This is a genomic window from Deltaproteobacteria bacterium, assembly GCA_016875395.1.
In the GTDB taxonomy this organism is placed as follows: domain Bacteria; phylum Myxococcota_A; class UBA9160; order UBA9160; family UBA6930; genus VGRF01.
The window spans coordinates 43,178-61,934 of record VGRF01000021.1 but is presented as its reverse complement, the minus strand read 5'-3'; the positions used below and the strand labels follow the sequence as shown (position 1 = coordinate 61,934).

Annotated in this window: 27 protein-coding genes; 15 read left to right on the top strand and 12 right to left on the bottom strand. The window is 69.5% G+C overall.

The window, feature by feature from the left end; translation table 11 throughout:
* Positions 1-55 precede the first annotated feature (55 nt).
* From gyrA to FJ091_15640, 10 genes are all read left to right on the top strand, one after another.
* Positions 56-2,551, top strand: a complete 2,496-nt coding sequence (gene gyrA / locus FJ091_15685) for a DNA gyrase subunit A (protein MBM4384793.1) — start codon at positions 56-58, stop codon at positions 2,549-2,551.
* Positions 2,552-2,637: 86 nt separating this feature from the next.
* Positions 2,638-3,906 (top strand): glutamate-1-semialdehyde 2,1-aminomutase, encoded by a 1,269-nt coding sequence (hemL, locus tag FJ091_15680; protein MBM4384792.1) that lies wholly within the window; start codon positions 2,638-2,640, stop codon positions 3,904-3,906.
* A gap of 133 nt (positions 3,907-4,039) precedes the next feature.
* Positions 4,040-4,276 carry an AtpZ/AtpI family protein gene (locus FJ091_15675; protein MBM4384791.1) on the top strand — a complete coding sequence of 79 codons (237 nt, stop codon included), beginning with the start codon at positions 4,040-4,042 and terminating at the stop codon, positions 4,274-4,276.
* A gap of 24 nt (positions 4,277-4,300) precedes the next feature.
* Positions 4,301-4,774, top strand: coding sequence for a hypothetical protein (locus tag FJ091_15670; protein MBM4384790.1), 474 nt, complete (start codon positions 4,301-4,303; stop codon positions 4,772-4,774).
* On the top strand, positions 4,771-5,514 hold the full coding sequence (locus FJ091_15665; protein ID MBM4384789.1) for a F0F1 ATP synthase subunit A: 744 nt from the start codon (positions 4,771-4,773) through the stop codon (positions 5,512-5,514). Before FJ091_15670 ends, FJ091_15665 begins: the two co-directional genes overlap by 4 nt.
* Before the next feature lie 46 nt (positions 5,515-5,560).
* The gene (atpE, locus tag FJ091_15660; protein MBM4384788.1) at positions 5,561-5,878 is read left to right on the top strand and encodes an ATP synthase F0 subunit C; all 318 of its coding nucleotides are present in this window, start codon (positions 5,561-5,563) and stop codon (positions 5,876-5,878) included.
* Between the two features lie 511 nt (positions 5,879-6,389).
* On the top strand, positions 6,390-6,992 hold the full coding sequence (gene tmk, locus FJ091_15655; protein ID MBM4384787.1) for a dTMP kinase: 603 nt from the start codon (positions 6,390-6,392) through the stop codon (positions 6,990-6,992).
* Positions 6,993-7,063: 71 nt separating this feature from the next.
* Positions 7,064-8,086: a TonB-dependent receptor gene (locus FJ091_15650; protein ID MBM4384786.1), complete on the top strand. Its 1,023-nt coding sequence runs from the start codon at positions 7,064-7,066 to the stop codon at positions 8,084-8,086.
* Positions 8,035-9,660 carry a TonB-dependent receptor gene (locus FJ091_15645; GenBank protein ID MBM4384785.1) on the top strand — a complete coding sequence of 542 codons (1,626 nt, stop codon included), beginning with the start codon at positions 8,035-8,037 and terminating at the stop codon, positions 9,658-9,660. The genes FJ091_15650 and FJ091_15645 overlap by 52 nt, the downstream gene beginning before the upstream one ends.
* 29 nt (positions 9,661-9,689) lie before the next feature.
* Positions 9,690-10,028, top strand: a complete 339-nt coding sequence (locus tag FJ091_15640) for an MmcQ/YjbR family DNA-binding protein (GenBank protein MBM4384784.1) — start codon at positions 9,690-9,692, stop codon at positions 10,026-10,028.
* Here the strand turns inward: FJ091_15640 and FJ091_15635 are convergent.
* The 3 genes from FJ091_15635 to FJ091_15625 are packed head-to-tail and all read right to left on the bottom strand — an operon-like array spanning position 10,025 to position 12,034.
* Positions 10,025-10,606, bottom strand: a complete 582-nt coding sequence (locus tag FJ091_15635) for a hypothetical protein (GenBank protein ID MBM4384783.1) — start codon at positions 10,604-10,606, stop codon at positions 10,025-10,027. The genes FJ091_15640 and FJ091_15635 overlap by 4 nt on opposite strands.
* A 13-nt stretch (positions 10,607-10,619) precedes the next feature.
* Positions 10,620-11,234 (bottom strand): glutathione S-transferase family protein, encoded by a 615-nt coding sequence (locus tag FJ091_15630; protein MBM4384782.1) that lies wholly within the window; start codon positions 11,232-11,234, stop codon positions 10,620-10,622.
* A 44-nt stretch (positions 11,235-11,278) separates the two neighbouring features.
* Complete coding sequence (locus FJ091_15625) at positions 11,279-12,034, bottom strand: SDR family oxidoreductase (protein ID MBM4384781.1); 756 nt, start codon at positions 12,032-12,034, stop codon at positions 11,279-11,281.
* 84 nt (positions 12,035-12,118) lie between these two features.
* Between FJ091_15625 and FJ091_15620 the strand changes: the two genes are divergently transcribed.
* Genes FJ091_15620 through FJ091_15610 form a run of 3 tightly spaced genes read left to right on the top strand, consistent with a single transcriptional unit; the run spans position 12,119 to position 13,604 of the window.
* Positions 12,119-12,895, top strand: a complete 777-nt coding sequence (locus FJ091_15620; protein MBM4384780.1) for an SDR family oxidoreductase — start codon at positions 12,119-12,121, stop codon at positions 12,893-12,895.
* An 8-nt stretch (positions 12,896-12,903) separates the two neighbouring features.
* Positions 12,904-13,113, top strand: a complete 210-nt coding sequence (locus FJ091_15615; GenBank protein ID MBM4384779.1) for a DUF2905 domain-containing protein — start codon at positions 12,904-12,906, stop codon at positions 13,111-13,113.
* Positions 13,110-13,604, top strand: a complete 495-nt coding sequence (locus FJ091_15610) for a hypothetical protein (protein MBM4384778.1) — start codon at positions 13,110-13,112, stop codon at positions 13,602-13,604. Before FJ091_15615 ends, FJ091_15610 begins: the two co-directional genes overlap by 4 nt.
* A gap of 114 nt (positions 13,605-13,718) precedes the next feature.
* Here FJ091_15610 and FJ091_15605 read toward each other — a convergent pair whose 3' ends face one another.
* The 5 genes from FJ091_15605 to FJ091_15585 are packed head-to-tail and all read right to left on the bottom strand — an operon-like array spanning position 13,719 to position 16,159.
* The gene (locus FJ091_15605) at positions 13,719-14,147 is read right to left on the bottom strand and encodes a gamma-glutamylcyclotransferase (protein MBM4384777.1); all 429 of its coding nucleotides are present in this window, start codon (positions 14,145-14,147) and stop codon (positions 13,719-13,721) included.
* On the bottom strand, positions 14,144-14,545 hold the full coding sequence (locus FJ091_15600) for a DUF2255 family protein (protein ID MBM4384776.1): 402 nt from the start codon (positions 14,543-14,545) through the stop codon (positions 14,144-14,146). The genes FJ091_15605 and FJ091_15600 overlap by 4 nt, the downstream gene beginning before the upstream one ends.
* Positions 14,546-14,568: 23 nt before the next feature.
* Positions 14,569-14,844, bottom strand: coding sequence for a SelT/SelW/SelH family protein (locus FJ091_15595; protein ID MBM4384775.1), 276 nt, complete (start codon positions 14,842-14,844; stop codon positions 14,569-14,571).
* Complete coding sequence (locus tag FJ091_15590; GenBank protein ID MBM4384774.1) at positions 14,841-15,275, bottom strand: MAPEG family protein; 435 nt, start codon at positions 15,273-15,275, stop codon at positions 14,841-14,843. Before FJ091_15590 ends, FJ091_15595 begins: the two co-directional genes overlap by 4 nt.
* An 11-nt stretch (positions 15,276-15,286) precedes the next feature.
* Positions 15,287-16,159: a TIGR03619 family F420-dependent LLM class oxidoreductase gene (locus FJ091_15585; GenBank protein MBM4384773.1), complete on the bottom strand. Its 873-nt coding sequence runs from the start codon at positions 16,157-16,159 to the stop codon at positions 15,287-15,289.
* 76 nt (positions 16,160-16,235) lie between these two features.
* Between FJ091_15585 and FJ091_15580 the strand changes: the two genes are divergently transcribed.
* Complete coding sequence (locus tag FJ091_15580) at positions 16,236-16,469, top strand: hypothetical protein (protein ID MBM4384772.1); 234 nt, start codon at positions 16,236-16,238, stop codon at positions 16,467-16,469.
* On the opposite strand, the gene FJ091_15575 is transcribed toward FJ091_15580, so the two are convergent.
* Genes FJ091_15575 through FJ091_15565 form a run of 3 tightly spaced genes read right to left on the bottom strand, consistent with a single transcriptional unit; the run spans position 16,470 to position 17,907 of the window.
* Positions 16,470-16,772 (bottom strand): antibiotic biosynthesis monooxygenase, encoded by a 303-nt coding sequence (locus FJ091_15575; GenBank protein MBM4384771.1) that lies wholly within the window; start codon positions 16,770-16,772, stop codon positions 16,470-16,472.
* Positions 16,773-16,785: 13 nt separating this feature from the next.
* Entirely contained in the window at positions 16,786-17,523 is a 738-nt protein-coding gene (locus tag FJ091_15570; protein MBM4384770.1) for an HAD-IA family hydrolase, read from the bottom strand.
* Positions 17,524-17,532: 9 nt separating this feature from the next.
* On the bottom strand, positions 17,533-17,907 hold the full coding sequence (locus FJ091_15565; GenBank protein ID MBM4384769.1) for a phage holin family protein: 375 nt from the start codon (positions 17,905-17,907) through the stop codon (positions 17,533-17,535).
* Positions 17,908-18,058: 151 nt separating this feature from the next.
* Here FJ091_15565 and FJ091_15560 point away from each other — a divergent pair, with 151 nt between their 5' ends.
* Positions 18,059-18,532 (top strand): heme-binding domain-containing protein, encoded by a 474-nt coding sequence (locus FJ091_15560; GenBank protein MBM4384768.1) that lies wholly within the window; start codon positions 18,059-18,061, stop codon positions 18,530-18,532.
* On the opposite strand, the gene FJ091_15555 is transcribed toward FJ091_15560, so the two are convergent.
* Complete coding sequence (locus FJ091_15555) at positions 18,523-18,687, bottom strand: Rdx family protein (protein MBM4384767.1); 165 nt, start codon at positions 18,685-18,687, stop codon at positions 18,523-18,525. The genes FJ091_15560 and FJ091_15555 overlap by 10 nt on opposite strands.
* Positions 18,688-18,757: the final 70 nt, after the last annotated feature.

The window sequence follows — 18,757 nt, the reverse complement described above, 5'->3', positions numbered from 1 at the left end:
GCGAGCGGCGCAGGCCGCGCGCAGTGAGCCGAAGGCGAACGGAGAGTCGTAGAGAATGGCCGACGAGAAGCGACCCGAGGACGACACCGCCGCGCCGCCGCCGCAGGGTCCGGGCGCGCCCGCGCAGCCGGTGAACATCGAGGACGAGGTCCGCACCTCGTTCCTCGACTACTCGATGTCGGTGATCGTGAGCCGCGCACTGCCCGACGTGCGCGACGGACTCAAGCCCGTGCACCGCCGGATCCTGTACGCGATGCACGACGAGGGCCTGCAGCCGAATCGCCCGTACTCGAAGAGCGCGGGCGTCGTCGGCGAAGTGATCAAGCACTACCACCCGCACAGCGATGCGCCGATCTACGAAGCGATGGCGCGCATGGCCCAGCCGTGGTCGCTCCGGTACACGCTCGTGGACGGCCAAGGCAACTTCGGCTCGATCGACGGGGATCCGCCGGCCGCGTATCGCTACACGGAAGCGCGACTGCGCGCGATCGCGACGGAGTTGTTACGGGACATCGATCGCGAGACGGTCGACTTCCAGCCGAACTTCGACGGCAACCGCGTCGAGCCGCGCGTTCTGCCCGCGCGCTTCCCGAATCTCCTCGCGAACGGCTCGCAGGGCATCGCGGTCGGGATGGCGACGAACATCCCGCCGCACAACCTCGGCGAGCTGATCGACGCGGTCACGCTCGTCGCGAAGAGCCCCGACTGCACGATCGACGAGCTGCTCGAGAGGATTCCGGGACCGGACTTCCCGACCGGCGCGCTGATCTGCGGTCGCGACGGAATTCGCCAGGCGTACCTCACCGGCCGCGGCTCGATCACCGTGAGCGCGAAGGCCGAGATCGAGGAGACCAAGCGCGGCGGCAAGCTGATCGTCGTCAGCGAGATTCCGTACCTGCTGAACAAGTCCGCGCTTGAAGTGCGGATCGCGGAGCTCGTCAAGGAAGGGCAGATCGACGGCATCAGCGATCTGCGCGACGAGAGCGATCGCCACGGCATTCGCCTCGTCATCGAGCTGAAGAAGGAAGCGCCCGAAGAGGTGATCCTGAATCAGCTCTACAAGATGACGCCGCTGCAGACGACGTTCGGCGTGAACATGCTCGCGCTCGTCGGCGGCCGGCCGCGCCTGCTCTCGCTCAAGGAGGCGATCCAGCACTTCCTCGACTTCCGCCGCGAAGTGGTGGCTCGCCGCGCCGCGTACGACCTCGCGCAGGCCGAAGCGCGCGCGCACATCTTGGAAGGCTTCGCGATCGCGCTCGATCACCTCGACGAGGTGATCGCCGTGATTCGCGCCGCGGCCGACGCGAATCAGGCGCGCGCGCAGCTGATGGCGCGCTTCGGTCTCAGCGAGCGGCAGGCGCAGGCGATCCTCGACATGCGGCTGCGCTCGCTGACCGCGCTCGAGCGCCAGCAAGTGCTCGACGAGCTCGCGCAGGTGCGCGCGACGATCGACGAGCTGCGCGCGCTGCTCGCGAGCGACGAGAAGATCCTCGCCGTGATCCTCGAGGAGCTCGCCGAGATCAAGGAGAAGTACGCCGACGAGCGCCGCACGCAGATCACCGAAGCGGTCGAGGGCCTCGAAGCGGAGGACCTGATCGTCGAGGAGGACATGGTCGTGACCGTGTCCCACGCGGGCTACGTGAAGCGCAATCCGGTCACCGAGTACCGCGCGCAGCGCCGCGGCGGGAAGGGCCTGATCGGGATGCAGACGAAGGAGGAAGACTTCGTCGAGCACCTGTTCGTGGCGTCCACGCACTCGACGGTGCTGTTCTTCACGAACCGCGGGCGCGTGTACTGGAAGAAGGTCTGGGAGCTGCCGCAGCGCGGTCGCGCCGCGCGCGGCAAGGCGCTCGTGAACCTGCTTTCGCTGCAAGAGGGCGAGAAGGTCCAGGCCGCCCTGACGATTCGCGACTTCGCGGCGCAGGCGAGCCAGTTCATCGTGCTCGTGACGCGCCAGGGCACGATCAAGAAGACCGAGGTCGACGCGTTCTCGAACCCGCGCCGCGCAGGCATCATCGCGATCAACCTCGACGACACGGACGAGCTGATCGCCGCGAAGCTCACCACCGGCACGAGCGAGATCATCCTCGCGAGCAAAGACGGCAAGGCGATTCGCTTCCCCGAGGAGCAGGTGCGCGGCATGGGCCGCAACGCCACGGGTGTGCGCGGGATGGACCTGCGCGACGGCGACGAGCTCGTCGGCATGGAGATCCTCACGCCGGGCGCCACCGTCTTGACCGTCACCGAGAACGGCTTCGGCAAGCGCACGCCGCTCGACGACTACCGCGTCCAGAACCGCGGTGGCCTCGGCATCATCACGATCCGCACCTCGGACCGAAACGGGAAGGTGATCGGCATCGCGCAGGTGGTGGACGACGACCAGGTCATGCTCGTGACGGACGGCGGCCAAGTGCTGCGCTGCAAAGTGAAGAGCATCTCGACCATGGGCCGCGCGACGCAAGGCGTGCGCGTGATGGACCTCGGCGCCGGCGAGAAGCTCGTCGGGATGGCGCGCCTCGCGGAAGACGACTCGGCCGCGGGCGACGCGTAGTGCCTCGCCCGCAGCGAGCGGTGAAGCGCAAGCGCGCAGCGAAGAAGCCCGCGCGCGCATTCTCGCTCGCACGCTCGCAGCAGCTGATGGCGCGTGCCGAGCGCGTGATTCCCGGCGGCGTGAATTCGCCCGTGCGCGCGTACCGCGGCGTCGGCGGCACGCCGCCGTTTCTCGTGAGCGGCAAGGGCGCGTACGTCCGCGACGCCGACGGCAACGCGTACGTCGACTACGTCGGCTCGTGGGGTCCGCTGATCCTCGGTCACTGCGACGCCGCGGTGCTGCGCGCGGTGGCGCGCGCGGCGAAGCGCGGCACCAGCTTCGGCGCGCCGACCGAGGCGGAGATCGAGATCGCGGAGCTGATCTGCGAGGCGCTGCCGTCGGTCGAGCAGGTGCGCTTCGTGTCGAGCGGCACCGAGGCCACGATGAGCGCGATCCGCCTCGCGCGCGCGGCGACGGCGCGCAAGCTCGTGCTGAAGTTCGACGGCTGTTACCACGGCCATACCGACGCGCTGCTCGTCGGGGCGGGCAGCGGCGTCGCGACGCTCGGCATCCCGGGCTCGCCCGGCGTTCCCGAAGAGTTCGCGCGCCTAACAATTCAGGCGCCCTACAACGATCTCGCGGCGGTGAAGCAGGCCTTCGCCGCGCACGGCCGTGAGATCGCCTGCGTTCTGATCGAGCCCGTCGCGGGCAACATGGGCTGCGTGCCGCCGCGCCCCGGCTTCCTCGCGGGCCTGCGCACGCTCTGCGACGAGCACGGCGCGCTGCTCATCTTCGACGAAGTGATGACCGGCTTCCGCGTGGCGTGGGGCGGCGCGCAGCTGCTCTACGGCATCACGCCCGACCTCACCTGTCTCGGCAAAGTCGTGGGCGGCGGCCTCCCCGCAGCGGCGTATGGCGGGCGGCGCGCGCTCATGTCGCAGATGGCGCCGAGCGGCCCCGTCTACCAAGCGGGCACGCTCTCGGGCAATCCCGTCGCGGTTGCGGCTGGCCTCGAGACCCTGCGCCGGCTCCAGAAGCGCGGCGTGTACGAGAAGCTGGGCGCGCTTGCCTCAGACCTCGCGAACGGGCTGGCGGAACGCGCTGCCGCGAGAGGCCTGCCGCTCACGACCGCCGCGGTCGGCGGCATGTTCGGCTTCTTCTTTCACCCCGGGCCGGTCGCGAGCTTCGACGACGCCAAGCAGTCCGACCTGCCGCGCTTCAAGGCGTTCTTCCACGCCATGCTCGCGCGCGGCGTCTACCTCGCGCCTTCGGCCTACGAGGCCGGCTTCGTCTCGCTCGCGCACGGCCCGCGCGAGATTCGCGCCACGCTCGCGGCGGCCGAGGTCGCGTTCGCAGAGGCTGCGCGCGCGGGGTGACGAACGCGCGCAAAACCCCGGTTTCGGAGCGTTTCGCGCGCGAAAATCCGTGGAGTCGCCCGAAGGGGTCCGCTAGCGTGCGCGCCGCTTTCGATTCGGCGGTGCAGGTTTGCGGCGCCGGCGGAGGCGAGTCGTGAAGAACGGGCTCGATGGACGCGCAGGGAAGGCCTATCAGCGGGCCGTCGAAGCGGTCCTCGCGATCCCGATCGGGATCGGCATCGGGTACTTCGTCGACGGTCGGCTCGATTCGAGCCCCGTCGGCATGGTGGTCGGCGCCGCTTTCGGTTTCGCAGCGTTCGTTCGGCGACTCGTGTCGATGCGCAGCTTGGTGGATGACGCGTCCGGGACAGACGGCTCGAACGAGAAGTGACGGGCCGAGAGCGAGCGAAGAGTCGTGAGCGAGACCGCAGCAAACGAGCCGATTCGAGAGATGCGAGTGCTCGCCTGGCACTTCGCGTTCGTCGCTGCGGGAGCGCTCGCCGCGTTCGCGTTCGCGACGCCGGCGTTCGCGCTCTCCCTTCTACTCGGCGCTGCGCTGCAGACGATGAACTTCCGCGGCCTGTTCGGCCTCGCGCAGGCCGCCTTCGCGAACGAGGCGCGCGCCGCGAGCGGCTTCGCACTGCGGCTTCCACTGCTCGGTGCGCTCTTGTTCTTCGCGATCCGCGCCGGCGTGGATGCAGCGGGCCTGCTCGTCGGCCTCTCGACGCTCGTACCGGCGGTCGTCGTCGCGGCCTGGCAGGCGCGCCCGCGCGCCGCCGCCGACGTCAGCGGGCTCCCGGCGCTGGCGCCCGACGATCCGAGCTGGGATCAATACAGCCCTTGGCTCGCGCGCGAGCGTGAGACCGAACGCTCCGAGGACTCGCTGTGACGCTTCCGAAGCTGATTGCGGATGCAACGCACCTGCCGATCGTCGTGGTCGGCTCGCTGCTCGTCGTGGTCGTGCTCTTGGCGATGGGCCTCTTGGTGCGCTCGCGCCTCGCGCGTGCCGATGGCGGCCTGCTCCCGGACGAAGGCCTCAGCGTGCGCAATCTCGCGGAGCTGCTCGTCGAGATGCTGTCGGGCCTCGCCGAACAGAACATGGGCCCGCACTGGCGGCGCTACTTCCCGATCATCGGCTCGATCTTCTTCTTCATCCTCACCGCGAACCTGATCGGCCTGATTCCTGGCCTCGTCGCCGGCCAGGGCGACGCCGATGGCGGCGCGACGCGCAGCGCTAACGTCACCTGGGCGTGGGCCGCGATCTCGTTCCTCGCTCATCAGTACGTCGGCATCAAAGAGCACGGCTTCTCGTACGTCAACCACTTCCTCGGGCCGAGCCTGTTCGACCTCCACATCGGCGGAAAGCACATCCACGTGCGGGCGCTCGCTCCGCTGTATGCGCCGATCGAGCTGCTCTCGCACCTCTCGCGGCTCTTCACGCTCGCGGTGCGGCTGCTCGCCAACATGTTCGCCGACCACCTCGTCGTGTCGGTGTGGATCACGCTGACATCCCTCGTGATCCCGGCGGTGTTCATGGGCCTGGGCGTGATGGTCGCGTTCCTGCAGGCCTACGTGTTCTCGTTGCTCTCGATGATCTACATCGGCTTGGCCCTCGAGGAAGCCCACTAGGCGCGGCCCACTCGGCGGATTTGCCATTAACAAGGAAGGAAACGTCATGCGAAAGATCGGAAAGGTCGCCCTCTGGACCCTCGCCGCGCTCTTCGTCCCGATGGCCGCGCTGGCCCAGGACGCGGGCGCCAGCGACAGCTCGTGGGGCTACGCGCTCGGCGCGGGTCTCGCCATCGGCCTCGCGGGGCTCGGCTGTGGCATCGGCCAGGGCCTCACGGCGGGCAACACCACCGCCGGCATCGCCCGAAACCCGGGCGCCGCGGGCAGCATGTTCACGAACTACATCCTCGGGATGGTTCTGATCGAGTCGATCGCGATCTACGGCCTCGTGATCGGCTTCCTGCTGCAGGGCAAGATCCAATAAGGATCGCCCCAGCGGAGTGAACGAAGGCCGCGCGCCCGCAAGGTCGCGCGGCCTTCTTGCGTTCTTGCGGCGCGCCGCCGGCAGCGCCCCGTGCGAGAGGGCCACGAAGCTCGAGCGGCTACTCGCTGAGACGCCCGAACGCGGCTCGCGAAGCGCAAGCCCGCCAGCGGCGCAACGCGCCGCAGCGGGCGCGCAGTGAGCCGCAGGCGAACGGAGAGTCGTAAAGGTGTGGAGCCGCCAGGCGCACACACGACGCGAGTCTCACCCCTAGTTGTTATGCCCGCGTCGCTTGTCGAGGTGCGCGCCCGGCGGCTCCGGCGCGGCTTCGCCCCCGGTCCCGAATAGAGGGGCTCTTCCGCGCAACGCCGAGGCGTCGGCGTTGCGAGAGGCAATGCCCGTGCCACTCTGCGCCGATGCACGCCGGCCCCGAAATCCCCGTGTTCTCGCGGAGTTATCAGGGTCCGATCGCGCCGAAGCGCCGCGCGCGTGAACGCCCGTCGGTGGCGCGCGCGTGAACCGCGGCGTGCTGATCGTCTTCGAGGGCACCGACGGCAGCGGCAAGTCGACGCAGCTGCCGCGCCTCGCCGCGCGACTCGAAGCGGCGGGCCACCGCGTCGTGCGTACGCGCGAGCCCTACGACTGCGGCGCAGGCCGCGCGATCCGCGAGATGGCGCGCTCGGGCCGGCGCGTCGCGCCCGAGCAGGAGCTCGCGTGGTTCTTCGAGCAGCGCCGCGCACACGTGCGCGAAGTCGTGCGCCCCGCGCTCGCACGCGGCGAGATCGTGCTGAGCGACCGCTACTTCATCTCGACCGCGGCTTATCAAGGCGCGCGCGGCCTCGATGCCGCGGCGATTCTCGCCGCGAGCGAGCGAGAGTTTCCGCCGCCGGACCTCGTGCTCTGGCTCGATCTTCCCGTCGACGAAGGCCTCGAGCGCACGCACGCGCGCGGCGAGCCCCACGAGCCCGCGTTCGAGGAGCGCGCATTTCTCGAGAGCGTACGCGCCGCAATGGCGTCGCTCGCGCGCAGCTACATCGCGCGCCTCGACGCGCGGGGTAGCGCGGACGAGGTAGAGGCGCGCATCGCCGCCGCGGTCCGCGAGCGCGTCGGCCTTTGAGCGTTGACGCCGCGGCGTCGCGCGTGAGACGCTCGCCGCGCGCATTCTCGCTGGCGCCCGCGGAGCTCGCTGTGCGCATCCTTCCGCTCACTCTCGTGCTCGCGCTCGCCGCGCACGTCGCGGCGCAGGAGGCCCCGGCGGAGCGCGAGGGCGAAGTGGAAGAGATCGTCGTCTCGATCACGAAGCGCGACGAGTCGCTGCACGACGTCGCGGCGTCGGTGACCGCATTCTCCGACGAGACGATCGCGCTCGCGAATCTCGAGAGCGCCTCCGATCTCGTCACGCTGATTCCGAACGTGGTCACGAAGGGCGAGAGCCGCACCGGGAACTTCTCGATTCGCGGCGTCTCCGAGTCGTTCAGCTCGCAGTCGCCGGTCGCGTACCACGTGAACGGCCTCTTCAAGCTCGGCCTCGACTCGTTGTTGGGGCAGTACTACGACCTCGACGCGATCGAGCTGGTGCGCGGGCCGTCGGGCACGGTCTACGGCCGCAACGCCACCGCGGGTGCGATCAACTTCGTCTGGAAGAAGCCGCACGCGGAGTACGAGGCGCTCGGGGACGCGCTGCTCGGCAACTACCGCCACGTGCAGGTGCGCGCCGTCGTGAACGCGCCGCTCTTCGGCGAAGGCGACGAGCGGCTGATGGCGCGACTCGCCGTCCAGCGCCAGGTGCGCGACGGCTACATGAACGATCTCGAGCGCCCGCGGCGCCGCGACGATCCGCACAACGCGGACGAGTGGTACTCGCGCCTCACGCTGCGCTCGCTGCCGAGCGAGAACGTCGAGCTGATCGTGCGCGGCTTCTTCAACCAGTCGGACGCGGATCCCTACGTGTCGCGCCCGCTGGTGGGCGACTACACGACGGGCTTTCTCGACACGCGCATGTTCGACGACGACGGCGTGCTCGAGTCGCGCAACTTCGGCGTCGTCGACTTCGATCCCTACCAGGGCTACGCCGCGTTCGTTGCCGACATGCGCAGCGAGCTGCCGTTCGGCATCGGCATCGGGGTGTGCTCCGGCGGAGCGATGCCGCCGTCGCCGGGTTGCAACGACCCGCCGTTGCAATCCCGGCCGGCGAGAACCTGCTGCTTCTGATCGCACGCGCGTACGGGTTCTCAGGGACTCGCGCGCAGCGCCTCGCGCAGGCGACGGATCTCGTTCTGTTCCAAGGCGAGCCCGGCCTCGGCATCCCGGCGATTCTCGGGGAGGTCGCGCCGAACGCGCAGATCGGCGTCGCGGCGCAGCCGATCCCTGACGACCCGCTGCAGGTGCGCTCGAGCGCGTGGCGCCGGCATCGCACGAGCCTGCGCGTGTATGGCATCGACGGCGCGGCGAGCTGGGACTTCAGCGCCGGCGCGCTCGGCGAGCTGCGCCTCGACGCGCTGTTCGGCTGGGAGCACGGGCGCTTCAACCAGTCTGTCGACGCCGACGGCAGCGAGCTCCCGCTGATCGACGTGTTCCGACCGCATCGGAACGATCTCGCGTCCGGTGAGCTGCGCCTCAGCTCGCAAGGGGATGGCGCGGTCGACTGGATCGCGGGCCTCTTCTACTTCCGGAGCGAGACCGAGCGCAGCTTCGACGAGATCGTGCTGCCGTTCGGCACGATCGTGAGCGAGCTGTCGGGCGTCGCGGTCGGCTTCGCGCCGTTCACGAGCGTCACCGTGCGCCCCCTCGAGTTGTCAGGCAGCGAGCCGCGCATCGACCTCGAGCTGTTCGGCGGTTGGCGCTGGAACCGCGATTCCCAGCGTCTCGACTTCGAGAACCTCGCGAGCCCGGCTGGACCGAGCGGCCCGCAGACGGGACGCGCCGTGTTCAAGGAGCACACCTGGGAGCTCGGCGTGCGCTGGTTCCCGAGCGAGGACCACACCGTCTACGCGAAGTTCGCGCGCGGCTACAAGAGCGGGAACCTCGAGGCCGACAACCAGACGGGAGTGATCCGCGACGTCGACCCGGAGCTGATCCGCGCATGGGAGCTCGGCTTGAAGTCGTCGCTCGCGGATGGGCGTGTGCAGCTCGCGCTCACGGGCTTCTGGTCCGAGTACACGGACCTGCAGGTGCCGCAGACGGTCGGCCTCACGCAGTTCACGCAGAACGCAGCGGCCGCGACGATTCGCGGCATCGAGCTCGAGCTCGTCGCGCGCCCCGTCGAGGCGCTCACGCTACAGGCGAGCGCCGGCTTCCTCGACGCGCGCTTCGACGAGTTCTGCAGCGACGACGCCGCGCAGGTGCTCCCCGTCTCGGATCCCGGCTGCCCCGCGCCCGACCCGCTCTTCCCGTGGCGTGGCGAGAGCAACCTCGCGGGCCATCGCCTCGAAGACGCGCCGAAGTGGAAGGCGAGCCTCTTTGCCAGCTATCAGGTCGAGCTCGGCGCGCGCGGCACGCTCACGCCCGTCGTGAAGCTCGCCTACACGAGCGACTACTTCCTGCGCCCGTACGCGCTCGCCAGCGACCGAGTCGACGCATTCACGCGCACCGACGTGCGCCTCGTGTGGCGCAGCGCGAGCGAGCGCCTCACGCTCGAAGTGTTCGCCGAGAACCTCGAGAACGAGATCGTCTACGCGCGCAACACGACGACGGGCGAGTTCTCAGGCTCGTTCCCCGCATCGATCGGCCTGCTTCCGCCGCGTACGTACGGCGTGCGCGTGGGCTTTGCGTGGCGAAACGAGTGAGGCGCGCGCCGCGCACGCCACTCGATCGCATGCGCGCGCTCTGCCTCGCGCTGCCCGAAGCGCGCGAGAAGCTCACCTGGGACGTGCCCACGTTACGCGTGCGCGAGAAGATGTTCGCGCTGTGCGGCAGCGAGGACGCGCGGCTCACGGCGTGGCTGAAGGCGCCGCCCGGCGCGCAGGAGTCGCTCGTCGCTTACGACCCGCGCCGCTACTTCGTGCCGCCGTACGTCGGACGTGCCGGCTGGGTCGGCGTCTACCTCGACGGCCGCGTGCCGTGGGCGCAGGTCGCCGCGCTCGTGGAGCAGAGCTGGCGGCTCGTCGCGCCGCGGAAGCTCGTGGCGAAGTTGCCCGTGCGCGATGAGGACTAACTGCGAACGCGCGAAGAATCCCTCACAACCCAGGGCGCGACGTCGAGTGGCGGGGTTGGGAGCGGATTTCCGCTCGCCTGTGAGACGAAGGCGAGAACAGCGAGACGCGATGCTGCGTGCTGGTCTTTCGCGATCCGATTCCGAAAGTACATCGGGATGATCTGCCCGCTCTTCAGCTCGATGCCGATGTTGTCGTAGCCGTCCCAAGCGAGGCGCCGCACGTCGGCCGCATCGATCGTCATTCCGAAGGTCGCGCCCCACCCCGGCCAGCGGCTCCACCATGCGGGAGGCACGTACTCGAGGCGGGCTGTCGTGATGCGGAGCGTCCAGGGAGCGAGCGCACCGAGGCCTTGGGAAAACGCGAGATACGAATTGGCGGCAAGCAAAACGACGAGACCCGCGCGGAAGGCCAGGTCGAGCAACGTGAACGCGAGATGGCTCGAGGCGAGCGACTCGGTGAGGTTGAAGCGAACGAGGAGCGGGACATACGCCAGCGCGCCGACGAGGGCCGCCGCGCCCATCCAGCGGCGCGGCGGCATCGTCGCCTCGAACGGCAACGGCGCGCGCTCGTCGGTCATCGCGCTCCCGCCGTTACGCCTTCGCGCTGGGCCGCGCCTTCGTCGCCTCGAACCAGCGCAGCACGTTCGTGTTGTTAGGGGCGATCGGCTGGCCGACGGTCGCGCCGAAAGCGGCGAGCGCGTAGAGCGCGACGTCCGCCAGCGAGAAGCGCCCGGGCACGATCGTGTCGCGGCCGGCGAGCTGCGCGTCGAGCCACTTGTAGCCCTCCTGCGCGATCGCCTTGAGAGCCGGCGCCGCCTCGGGCGCGGTGTACATGCGCGACTTGAAGATCGGCAGGCCCTCGGCGAAGCGGAAGCCGTCCGTCATGGGCTGAATGATCTTCCACTCGACGCGCCGCACCCACATGCGCGTCTCCGCGCGGTCCGCGGCGTTGGCGCCGATCAGCGCCGGCGTCGGCTTCGTCTCCTCGATCAGCTCGCAGATCGCGATCGTCTCCGCGATCACGCGCCCGTCTTCGAGCTCGACCGCCGGCATGCCGCCCGCCGGGTTCTTCGCGAGAAACGGCGCCTGCCGGTTCTCGCCCTTCATGATGTCGATCTTCACCACGTCCTTGAACGCGAACCCCTTCTCCGCCGCAAACATGCGGACCATGTGCGGGTTCGGCCCGATCGAGTCGTAGAGCTTCATGACTGAGTTCCTCGGTGATTGTTAGGGGGTCGCGCCGCCTGCCTTTAGAAGTCGACGCGCTTCGTGAAGCCGCCGTCGATCACGAGGTTCACGCCCGTGGTGAAGCCCGAGCGAGGGCTCGCGAGGAACGCGACGGCATCGGCGATCTCCTGCGCGGTGCCCATGCGGCCGGCTGGGATGCCGGCGACGGTGGCGTCGTACATGGGCTTGCGGTGCGTCTTGATCATGTCCCAGGAGCCGCCCTCGATCATGATCGGGCCCGGTGAGACCGTGTTCACGCGAATGCCCTTCGGCGCCAGCGCCTGCGCGAGGCCGCTGCCGTGCCGGATCAGCGCGGCCTTGATCGCATTGTACGACGTCGGCCCGATGAACGTCTCGATCGCCGCGGTGGTGCTGATGAAGATCACCGCGCCCTTCGACTTCTCGAGGTGCGGGAGTGCGGTGTTCACGCTGTGAACGGCGCCCAGCAGATCGACCTCGAAGTTTGCGCGGAAGGCCTTCTCGTCCATGCCGTTCCCGCCGCTCGGGTTGTGCACGAAGATGTCGATGCCGCCCATCGCCGCCGCCGCCTCGTTGATGAACGCGACCAGCGCGTCGCTCTTTCCCACGTCGGCAGCCTTCGCGAACACCTTGCCGCCGCGCTGCTCGAGCGCCTTCTTCGCGGCCTCGACCGACTCCGCGCTGCGCGAGCAGATCGCGACTTCCGCGCCCTCCGCGACCAGCGTCTCCGCAATCGCGCGCCCGATGCCCTTGGTCGCGCCCGTAACGATCGCCTTCTTGCCCTTGAGGCCGAGATCCATCGCAGTTCTCCTTCATCGAGATTGGGGAAGAAGCGAGCGTATCACGGGTGATAGGCTGGTCCGCCGGCGCGTGAAGGAGAGCGAGTGGCGAATCTCGGATACGACTGGACGGGGCGCGTGGCGGTGATCACGGGCGCGGGCTCGGGCATCGGCCTCGCAGCGGCGCGGCGCGTGCTCGCGCTCGGCGGGCGCGTGGTCGCGGTCGATCTCGAAGAGAAGGGCCTCGCACAGCTCGAAGGCGCGAACGTGCGCAAGCTCGCGGGCGACGTCACGCAGGAGAGCACGAACGCCGCGGCGGTGGCGCTCGCACAGGAGCTCGGCGGCCTCCACGCGCTCGTGCTGAACGCGGGCCTGCCCGCGAACGGCGCGATCGACCAGCTCGACATGGCGACCTTCGACCGCGTGATCGCCGTGAACCTGCGCGCCGCAGTGCTCGGCGTGCGCGCCGCGCTGCCCGCGCTGCGCAAAGCCGACGCACCCGCGGTCGCCGTGACCGCGTCGGTCTCCGGCCTCGGCGGCGACCCGGGCCTGTGGGCCTACAACGCCGCGAAGGGCGGCGTCGTCAACTTCGTGCGCTCGGCGGCACTCGAGCTCGGCAAGCAAGGAATCCGCATCAACGCGGTTTGCCCCGGTCCGACGCACACCGGCATGACGAAGGAGATTCGGCAGCTGCAGCCCGTGCACGACGAGCTGCGCCGCCACATCCCGCTCGGCCGCTGGGGCGAGGCGGAAGAGATCGCCGCGGTGCTCGTGTTCCTCTGCTCGCCCGCGGCGTCCTTCGTGAACGGCGCGATCGTGCCGGTCGACGGCGGCGTGTTCGCGGGCACGGCGCAGTTCACGCCGTGGGGGAGTGGGCTCTAGGCGTTTCGATCGGCCGCACGCTGATCCTGATCGGCGCCGCGCTCGTCGCGCTCGGGCTGCTGGTCTCACTCGCGCCGCACATCCCGCTGCTCGGCAAGCTTCCCGGCGACGTCCGCTTCGAGCGCGACGGCTTAGCGCTCTACTTCCCGATCACGAGCTGCATCCTGCTGAGCGCGATCGTCACGCTCGTGATGCAGCTGATCGAGCGGATGAAATGATCTCGGGGACCACGCATGGCCTCGAGCTTCGATTCGAGCGGATCGGCGGGTGGACCTTGCCTGTCGTCGCGTTCGCTCGGAGCGCTCGAACGCTCTCCGCGTTCGCCAGCGCGCTGATTGGAAACTCGGTCACGACATCGAAGCCCGGGGCGAACCGAACCAAGAGCTGGAAACTCGCGGTTGCGGGCGTCGTCAAGGCGCAGCGCGGGCCGGCGCCTTGGATCAGCGAGCAGCGCATCGCGATCTCACTCGGCTTCACATTCCACGCCGCGTCGCATGGAAACCGACCGCTCGACATCGAGAACTTCCTCAAGCCGACGCTCGACGCCATCGCCGCTGGCTTGTTTGCTGCGAACGAGATCCGCCTCGAGGAAGTCACGCGGTGGCACTTCGACGACTCGGGTTTTCGCGACCTCTACGCGCACCGGTTGCCCGATGTCGCAACGGCGGCTCACGAAGGAGCGGCGGTCTTCGTGTGCGCAGAGCGCTGAGAGCGATCGCGACCATCCAGCGGATCAATTGAGGCCGGCCGGTCGCACTTCATTTCGTCCGCTCCAGCCCCGGCGCGAAGACGCGGGAGCGCGCGAGGAACTTCTCCGCGTCGGTCATCGGGGAGACTCCTTCGCGTTGCGATGGCGCGCGGTCTTCAGCCAGCGCGCGAGATCACGTCGCTCGAACGCGCTCGCTTCCCAGTCTTGCGCGAGTGCGCGGCTGCGCGCGCGCGGCGCGCGCACGTAGACGAACGCGGGCGCGCTCTCGCCGCTCGCGAGCGTGACGCGCACGGGCTGGCGCGTGTACTCCGCGCCCTCCCAGCGATCGAGCTTCGCGAGCAGCGCAGGCGCGATGCCGCGCACGAGCACGCCCGTAACGACTCCGCGCGCATCGGGGACGAGTCCGGGGTAGCTCGCGCCGCGAAGCGCCACGCGCGCGAAGCCGGCGAGCGTCGCCGGCTCGGTCGCGAACGCGCGGCGCGAGTGCAGGCGGCGCACCGGCGCGAGCATCAGCGTGCCGTAGCTGAAGAGCGCGGCGCTCACCGCGGCGTCAGGCGGAAGATCGTGGGCTCGCCGCGGATCAGCGTCGCGAGCGTGTCGCTGAAGCCGTACTTCGCGCGGAAGTCCGCGGTCACGCGCTCGATCTCGGCGGCGTCGGTCACGCGCGTCGCGGTCAGCGCGAGATGCGCATCGCCCACGCGCAGCGTCACCGCACCGTCGCGCAGTGCGTTCGCCACCCACTGCCCACCGCCACCGCGCACGTAGCCCTGACCGTTCGAGACGCACAACCAAATCGTCGTGTCGCGCGCGGCGCCGCCTTCGTCCGTCGTCGCGATCACGACCGTGTCGGCGCTCGCGTGCGCGCTCCAGTCGAGGGCGGGCGCTGAAGCAGCGGCGAAGGTGAGGAGCACTGCGGCGGTGAGCGAGGCGAGGCGGGTCATGGGAGTTCTCCGCGGGCGAGTTGTTACGGGCGATCGCTGTGTCCGAGCTCGCGGCCCGGCGCCACGCGGTCTCGGATGCGGCGCTTCAGCTCCGCGAGCTCCGGGAAGCCGCCGTCGCGCACGCGGCACGCGATCAGCTCCTCCGCGACGCGCACCTGAAACACGCCGCCATCGCCCGGCACGAGCGCGATTTCTCCGAGCTCGTCCGCGAACGTCGTCAGCAGCTCCTGCGCCATCCACGCCGCGCGCGTTAGGAACCTGCACTTCGCGCAGTACGTGATGCTGACGCGCGGCTTCATGCGACGAGGCTCCACGCCGAGGCGAGGATCATCCAGAGCGTCGCGAAGTAGGCGTACCCGTACGCGAGCGTGCGATGCGGCATGGCGCCGCGCAGGTAGAACACGGTGTGCAGCACCCGCGCGAGCGCGAAGCCAGGCAGGCAGAGCCATGCGCCGAGCGCGCTCGGCTGCGTCGCGGCGTAGATCGCGCCGACCACGAAGAACGGGAGGATGTTCTCGAGGTCGTTGCGGTGCGCGCGCCGATAGCGCTCGACGTCGGGATCGCGCTCGCGCTTCTCCGCCATGCCCTGCGTCGCGTAGTCCTCGGGCGACGCGAACACGCGCTTCGCGAGCCGCTGGCGGCTCGTGAGGAGCGCCAGCACGAGCATCTTCAGCGCGAGCGCGAGCACCGAGAGCGCCCACAGCTTCCAGGCGAGCGTCGTGAACGGCATCGTGTGCCTCGTCAGCGGACCTTGGCGATCACGCGGTCCGCATAGCCTTTCAGCGCATCGATCTTGGTTTGCAGGGGCATGGTGTCGGGCTCGTAGGCGTTGCGGAAGCCGACGATCGCGTCCGTCACGCCTTGGTCCTCGAGCTTCTTGATCCCGCCGACCGAGTAGGCGTTCAGCGAGATCGCATGAATCTCGAACGGCTTCTTGTCCGTGCCGTGCTCGCGGCGCAGCGCTTGGATGCGCGCGATCGCGCCATCGAGGTCGGCCGCCTCGCCGCCGCCGCCGTGCATCCAGCCGTCGCCGAGCTTCGCCGCGCGTTTGTAGGCGGCGTCCGTGTGGCCCCCGATCAGGAACGGGATCGGCTTGGTCGGCGCGGGACAGAGCTTGATCGGCTCCACGTCGAAGACTTCGCCGTGGTACTCGAAGAACTCGCCCGTGGAGAGGCCGCGGATGATCTCGATGCACTCGTCGAGGCGTTTGCCGCGGCCCTCCCACGGCGTGTTCATCACGCGGAAGTCGTCGGGCCACGGCGAGAGGCCGACGCCGAAGCCGAAGCGGTTGTCGCTCAGCACCGCGACCGAAGTGGCCTGCTTCGCGGTGAGCACGGGGTGCCGAAGCGGCAGCTTCACGACGAAGGTGGTGAAGCGCAGCCGCTGCGTGATCGCGCTCAGCGCGCCCATCAGCACGAACGGCTCGATGAAGGGCTTGCCTTCCAGGAACTCGCGTCCGCCCGTCGCGGTGTACGGGTACTTCGAGTCTGAATGCTTCGGGTACATGATCGACTCGGGCACCGTGAACGAGTCGAAGCCGCAGCGCTCGGCTTCGACGGCGAGCGTTAGCAGCTGTTTGGGCTCGCACATCGATTCGGCGAACGTGAAGCGCATGGGTGGCCTCCGGCGGTGATATGAGTAGACCGTTGCTACTCGATTCCGCGGCGCGCCGCGAGGCGGAGGAGACGAGATGCCGCTCATGATCCTCTACGGCGGGGAGCTCGTGTTCATGTTCCTCGGTGCGCGCATGGCGCGCTGGATGTGGCGCTCGCGCGAGCGCGTGCTCACGCTTTGGCGCGAGCGCAACGTGGCGCCGCCCGGCGAGCCCGAGCTGACGCCCGATCCGACGCCGCAGCGCGCGCCGCTCCCGCGCGGCGAAGTCATCGCGCTGGCGCGTCCTCGCGAGCTCGAGCGCGCGGCTTGACTACCTCGCGCTGAACTTCTTCTCGCGCAGCAGCTCACACGTCTGCAGCAAGTACTCCGCGTAGAACTCGCTGCGCCCGCGGCGCTGCGCTTCGAGGTGCTCGACGTTGGCGCGCCACGCGTTCACCGCCTCGATCGAATCGAACTCGGAGATCGTCACGCGCTCGCCATCGTCCGCGGTGAAGGTCTTGATCGCGCGGAACCCGGGCTGCTGCTGCGCGAGCGCGACCATGCGGTTCGCCACGGTTTCGTAGCCTGGCGGATTCTCGCCGCGCAGGCGGTTGCGGAAGATCACGAGGACCACGACAGACTCCTTGTTACGAGCGGGCAGCGAGGATCGCCCTCGCCAGCGCGGGCACGTCGGGCAGGCGCGCGCAGTCGACGGGTGGCCAGTCGTCGTGCGGATCGAGCAGCAGCGCGTGCACGCCGGCGGCGCGCGCGCCGACGACGTCCGCGGCGTAGAGATCGCCGACGTGCAGCGTGTTGTCAGGAGACGCGCCGGACCCGGCGAGCGCATGCGCGAAGATGCGCGGATCCGGCTTCTCGAAGCCGACGACGTGCGAGTCGATCACGACGTCGAGCAGCCCGCGCAAGCCGGCGCGCGTGAGCCCACGCTCGACGGTGCCGTCGGCGTTGCTCACCACGACGAGGCGCAGGCCTGCGGCGCGCAGCGCGGCGAGCGCGTCCGCGACGCCGGGCAGGGGCACGTTCCAGAGCTCATCCGACGCGCCGGGGCGATAGATCCGCGCGCTCGCGGCCTCGGCGATGCGCGCGCGTTCGGGCGGCGGCAGCGCGCGGCCCGCGGGCAGGTGATCGAGCACGTTCCGCAGAAACGAGAAGTGCGTGTCCGCGCCCTGCTGCGACGCGCCGCCCGAGAGCCACTGCGAGAGCGCGGGGCGCGCGGCGGCTTCAGCGCGCGCGATCTCGCTCGACTCCGCGCGCACGCCGTGTGCTGCGAACTCGTGCGCCACGATCGTGAAGTCGATCGAGATCAGCGTGTTGCCGGCGTCGAGGAAGAGCGTGTCGAGCGCGGCGAGGGGCAAGCGCGCGGGCACTCGAGTCCCCTACCGCCGCGCCACGATCACTTCGACTCTGCCGCGCTCGCCGACGAAGCCCGCTGCGAACCAGCCCGTGAGCGACGTGATCGCCCAGCCGCCGAGTGCGGACCAGAAGCTCGCGATGTGGAATCCGTCGAGGAGCCACGCCACGAGCCCGAGCATCGCGGCGTTGATCACGAGCAGGAACAGGCCGAGCGAAACGAGTGTGAACGGGAACGTGAGCACGACCGCGAGGGGTCGCACGATCGCGTTCACGATGCCGAGCAAGAGCGCGGCAGCGGCGAGCGTTCCGGGCGAGTCGAAAGACAGCCCGTCCAATAACAAGTCGGCGAGCCACAGACCGAGGGCCGAGATCGCCCAGCGCAGCAGGAAGCCCTTCATCACGTCTCCGATCGGCGCGAGGCGCAGCATACGGCGCGGGCGGTGGCGCGCTGCCCCGGTGCTGGGGCGCAAATCGTGGCGTCGCGGTTCTTGCGCTGGGGTGTGCAGGTGACGGAGCTTTTCGCCGAAGCCAACCATCGCGGAGGCTCCCATGACGAGAGGTCGCAAGCTCTTGGTCGGCGCTGCGGTCGCGCTCATCGCGATTCAGCTGATTCCGATCCCGCGCACGAATCCGCCGGCGACGGCGCCGCTCGCCGCGCCGCCCGAGCTGCAGGCCGTGCTCGACCGCGCGTGCATGAACTGCCACTCGCACGCGACGAAGTGGCCCTGGTACGCGTACGTCGCGCCGGCCTCGTGGCTCGTCGTGTACGACACGCTCGAGGGCCGCGAGCACCTGAATCTCTCGACCTGGGGTGAGCGCTCCGCCAAGAAGCAGGCGGAGAACGCGCGCGAGATGTGGGAAGAGGTGGAAGACGGCGAGATGCCGCTGCCGCCGTACTTGCTGCTGCATCCCGAAGCGAAGCTCAGCGACGCGGACAAGGCCGTGCTGCGCGCGTGGAGCCAGAGCTTCGGCGCGAGCTCAGGCGATGGAGGCGGCGAGGAACACGAGGCGCATCACGACTGACGCAGCGCCTTCAGCACCTCGGCTTCCGTGGGGAAGCGGCCCGCCTTCTTCTTCGAGAACAAGAGCGCGCCGTCCGCGGTGACTTCGAAGACGCCGCCATCGCCCCGAATCAGCGTGGGCTTCGTCCCCGTCTCGCGCTCGATCGCGGCCGCCAGCCTGGTGGCCTCACCGAGATAGTTTCAACGAACGCAGTACTCGATCTCGATCTTCACGCGCCGCCTCGAG

Bases quoted from the DNA above. Each gene is read 5' to 3' on its own strand.
- gyrA (MBM4384793.1), top strand. From the start codon at position 56: ATGGCCGACGAGAAGCGACCCGAGGACGACACCGCCGCGCCGCCGCCG.
- hemL (MBM4384792.1), top strand. From the start codon at position 2,638: ATGGCGCGTGCCGAGCGCGTGATTCCCGGCGGCGTGAATTCGCCCGTG.
- atpE (MBM4384788.1), top strand. From the start codon at position 5,561: ATGCGAAAGATCGGAAAGGTCGCCCTCTGGACCCTCGCCGCGCTCTTC.
- FJ091_15640 (MBM4384784.1), top strand. From the start codon at position 9,690: ATGCGCGCGCTCTGCCTCGCGCTGCCCGAAGCGCGCGAGAAGCTCACC.
- FJ091_15635 (MBM4384783.1), bottom strand. From the start codon at position 10,606: ATGACCGACGAGCGCGCGCCGTTGCCGTTCGAGGCGACGATGCCGCCG.
- FJ091_15630 (MBM4384782.1), bottom strand. From the start codon at position 11,234: ATGAAGCTCTACGACTCGATCGGGCCGAACCCGCACATGGTCCGCATG.
- FJ091_15625 (MBM4384781.1), bottom strand. From the start codon at position 12,034: ATGGATCTCGGCCTCAAGGGCAAGAAGGCGATCGTTACGGGCGCGACC.
- FJ091_15610 (MBM4384778.1), top strand. From the start codon at position 13,110: ATGATCTCGGGGACCACGCATGGCCTCGAGCTTCGATTCGAGCGGATC.
- FJ091_15600 (MBM4384776.1), bottom strand. From the start codon at position 14,545: ATGACCCGCCTCGCCTCGCTCACCGCCGCAGTGCTCCTCACCTTCGCC.
- FJ091_15595 (MBM4384775.1), bottom strand. From the start codon at position 14,844: ATGAAGCCGCGCGTCAGCATCACGTACTGCGCGAAGTGCAGGTTCCTA.
- FJ091_15590 (MBM4384774.1), bottom strand. From the start codon at position 15,275: ATGCCGTTCACGACGCTCGCCTGGAAGCTGTGGGCGCTCTCGGTGCTC.
- FJ091_15585 (MBM4384773.1), bottom strand. From the start codon at position 16,159: ATGCGCTTCACGTTCGCCGAATCGATGTGCGAGCCCAAACAGCTGCTA.
- FJ091_15580 (MBM4384772.1), top strand. From the start codon at position 16,236: ATGCCGCTCATGATCCTCTACGGCGGGGAGCTCGTGTTCATGTTCCTC.
- FJ091_15565 (MBM4384769.1), bottom strand. From the start codon at position 17,907: ATGAAGGGCTTCCTGCTGCGCTGGGCGATCTCGGCCCTCGGTCTGTGG.
- FJ091_15560 (MBM4384768.1), top strand. From the start codon at position 18,059: ATGACGAGAGGTCGCAAGCTCTTGGTCGGCGCTGCGGTCGCGCTCATC.